5 protein-coding genes are annotated in these 3538 nt (G+C 34.1%); all 5 read left to right on the top strand.

The features are described 5' to 3' along the window. Positions 1-141 precede the first annotated feature (141 nt). The 5 genes from BM141_RS23335 (at position 142) to BM141_RS22175 (ending at position 3378) form a co-directional block, all read left to right on the top strand. Positions 142-288, top strand: a complete 147-nt coding sequence (locus BM141_RS23335) for a hypothetical protein (RefSeq protein WP_177217520.1) — start codon at positions 142-144, stop codon at positions 286-288. Then, a complete protein-coding gene (locus tag BM141_RS22190) occupies positions 288-1334 on the top strand; it encodes a hypothetical protein (RefSeq protein WP_091549622.1) in 1047 nt (348 codons plus the stop codon). Before BM141_RS23335 ends, BM141_RS22190 begins: the two co-directional genes overlap by 1 nt. Before the next feature lie 82 nt (positions 1335-1416). Further along, positions 1417-2124: a hypothetical protein gene (locus tag BM141_RS22185; protein ID WP_091549621.1), complete on the top strand. Its 708-nt coding sequence runs from the start codon at positions 1417-1419 to the stop codon at positions 2122-2124. Positions 2125-2178: 54 nt separating this feature from the next. Beyond that, entirely contained in the window at positions 2179-2889 is a 711-nt protein-coding gene (locus BM141_RS22180) for a hypothetical protein (protein ID WP_091549620.1), read from the top strand. A gap of 243 nt (positions 2890-3132) precedes the next feature. Beyond that, positions 3133-3378, top strand: a complete 246-nt coding sequence (locus tag BM141_RS22175; protein WP_091549619.1) for a helix-turn-helix domain-containing protein — start codon at positions 3133-3135, stop codon at positions 3376-3378. Positions 3379-3538 lie beyond the last annotated feature (160 nt).

Raw genomic sequence — 3538 nt, 5'->3', positions numbered from 1 at the left:
GGGTGCAAGGTTTTTGCACTCTGTTTCTTTTCCTTTGTGGTGTTTGGCAGGCATAGCCCCCTTGTCTATGCTTGCTTTTTTGAAGTTGCAACTTTTCTTACTCTGACAAGTATTTTTTTCAAATCTTAAATTTTTAATCGTATGAAAAAGTTAGTAGAAAAAAATTCAAAAATTCAAAAATTCAAAAATTCAAAAATTCAAAAATTCAAAAATTCAAAAATTCAAAAATTCTTTTCTTTAAGAACACTTTTAGAAAATCCTCAATTACTGTTTTTATCTTCATTTTAGTGATTAATTTTAGTTGTCAAAACCAATTTAATGAACTAAAAATAAAAGTAGATAGTAGAAATGTAGTTAATGTAGAAACTACATCTATTGAGATTGCTGAAGGAGTTAGTAGAAAAAGTGATTTTTTGTATTTCCCTGATGAGAAATCTTTTTACCAAGTTTTATTAGTATTAGCTAAAAAGACCCCTCAAGAGCAATCAGAATGGGCAAGTCAGTTTGGTATAACTTCTTTAAGAAAAGTTTATGACCAAGTCGTTAAAGCAGAAATTGATTTATTTGATGTTGCTGCTGGAGATATTAGCAAACTGGACAAAAACCAAGTAGACCGCTTGAAAAAATATGGATTTGCGTCTGAAATGGCATTAAAAAATAGAGATGTAATTGATTATGATAAAAATACAGGATTCAGTATGAAAATCTTTAGCCCTCACATGAGTTTAGTTGCTAATAGAAAAGGAATTGTACAGGTAGGAAAAGAAATACGCAAGTATGCAGATGATGGAGTACGAATTATTCTTGATGGAGATGAATCTAAAATTCCTTTATTAGATGATATAAAAGAATCAGATGAAAGCAGAGGGATTCGCGTGGAAAAGGCAGAAAGAATATTCAGTAGCGGTCGTGTAGAAACAAATACTCGGACTTTGTTTTGTGAAAACATATACTATGGCAATCCTCAGTTAAAAATTTTAACGTATGATGAGTTTTATGTACAAGGTACAGTTGGCACAAATACAAAATTTACTCATTATCAGACCACAAGAAATTTGCGAAAAGGTTTTTTGGGTTATTGGTATGATTACTACACCAATACGAACACTAACGGTATAGTAAACTATAAAGATAATACCAATACAGATATTACTGTATGGAACGGCGGTGCTTTTTATGGTGGATACTATTATGTAAATCCACCTGTTAATGTTACTATGATTCAAATATATTTTCTATCAGATGCACTTATAAACACAAGTCGTACACCAATCACTCCATACGGACAAACCTTGTCTAATACTGGATTTGTAAGTTGTGGGTCTATTTATTAATAAAATTAGCTTAACGATAACCTACTTATTTTATTGCTCATGATTAAATAGGTTATCCTATATTAAACTATTTAAAATCAACATGATGAGAAAGGTTATTTTATTATTTAGTATTGTTTTCTTAGCTGGGTACGTATTTGCTCAAAAAGATAAAACTTGGAATATGAAACTTGGGCTTTATGCGTCTAAGATTGTTTTTGAAAATTTACCTTCGGAGTACTCAGTAACGGTATATGATTCACTGATAAATCCTTCTAATATGGGAAAAATAGCAGAAAGAGGGAGCTTCGATACTCGTCTTAATGGCTCTTTGATGATTTATAAAGAAAAAGTATTGAAAAACTGGTTAAGTGCATTAGTTGGTGTAGGCTACCGACAAAGAGGTTATCGCAGTCAAAAAGGGTACGTCACCTCCCCAACAGCTAGTCCTAATGGTTTTATTAAGAAAGACATAGAAGTAAGTTTACGTTATCTTTCTACTGATATTGCCCTAAGATTTTATCTGTATAAGCATTGGTACTTACTCACTACGGGCAGGTTTGATTTGTTAGTAGCCAAAAAAAGCACGCAAGAGCATGAATATCTGGCTAATAATATCAAAAATTTTGACATTTCACCTTCTATCGCGCTGGGAAAAGAGATTGCTTTTAAAGGTTATGCTTTGCTGATAGAGTATGAAGTGAATCGTAGTTTGCACAACATTTCTACTTTACCACCAGCTATTGTTAATTTTTCTGCCACCACTTTTAGGAATTTTACTTATGGTTTCAATGTAGGAATAAAGTTTTAGAATATTTCTTGTACCATCAATCATTGACTATCAAGATGTAAAAAAATTTTTTCCATGAAAACACTCATTTTGTCTTTATTTCTCATTAGCTTATTTGTTTCGGTCTTTGCCCAAAAAGAATCTCATTGGCAGTTAAAAGTGGGTTTGCACCATTCCAACATGATTTTTCACCATTTACCTTTTCCAGATTTGGGGACTTTGTATGACAGTACGGGGCAGTTTGTAGGTTTTCTAACAGGGTATGGTGGGGGGCATTTCCAATATCGCTTGGCTCCAAATGTAATGGTTTACAAAGAAAAGCAATATAAAAATTGGCTTCATCTACTTGTAGGGATAGGGTACAGGCAGAGAGGCTACTTGGCATCAAAATTTTATGGTATTGCTTATGGAGCAAACTACCCACAGGGCATTCCTATCAAGGAAGACATAGAAACTCGCTTGCACTACCTCTCTTCGGATTGGGTGCTTAGGTTTAACATTACTAAAGGGTTTTATGTGATGGCGGCAGGAAGGGCAGACCTGTTGCTACACAAAAAGACAGCTGCGGCACATGAATACATTGCTAACAGCCTTACCTCTGTGGAGATTTCACCTGTACTGACCATCGGCAAGCAGATTAATCTATGTGATTATCAGTTGCTTATTGAGTTTGAGGTGAATAGAGGCTTACAAAATGTAAGCAAAATAAAGTCAGATTTTCAAAGTATGCCTCCTACCAAGGTTTGGAACATGAGCTACGGCTTCAATCTGGGTTTGCGGCTTTAAAGGAAACTGTTTAGTTAAGAAAAGAAGATATTGATATTTAATATCTTCTTTTCTTATATTTTAAAAGCATATCAACGATAACATTTTCAAAAAATAATTACACACCTCTTGCAACTTGTCCTTATCTTTTCTTCGTACTGCTTGATGTAAACCTCAATTATTTTTTTTCAAAGTAAAAATTTTAAAAGAGCATAGCTTATGGGTAGATACTACTGATTTTCTGTACTATCAATCTTTAAACTTATGAACATTTCCAAACTCACCGTTTTGGTATTTCTTCATCACCTGATAAGCAAAAAAGCGACGGGAGATGTGAATAGTCTTGCTAAGCAACTTGGGGTAAGTCGCAGGACAGTATTCAACTATATAGATGAGTTAAAGAGCATAGGTGCGCCCATAGCCTATTGCCACACTGCGAGGAGTTACGTTTACACTGATTTTTGGGAGGCATCTTTGCTGACTTTTCTATGGACGAATAGGCATCAATGAAGGCTAAAAACTTAACGATTTGTTCATATAGGGTGCAAGGTTTTTGCACTCTGTTTCTTTTCCTTTGTGGTGTTTGGCAGGTATAGCCCCCTTGTCTATGCTTGCTTGTTTGAAGTTGCAACTTTCCCTACTCTGACAAGTTTTTTTCTCAAATCTTAAA

Source organism: Thermoflexibacter ruber, assembly GCF_900113045.1.
Classification (GTDB): Bacteria; Bacteroidota; Bacteroidia; order Cytophagales; family Thermoflexibacteraceae; genus Thermoflexibacter; species Thermoflexibacter ruber.
This window is presented reverse-complemented; position numbering and strand designations above follow the sequence as displayed.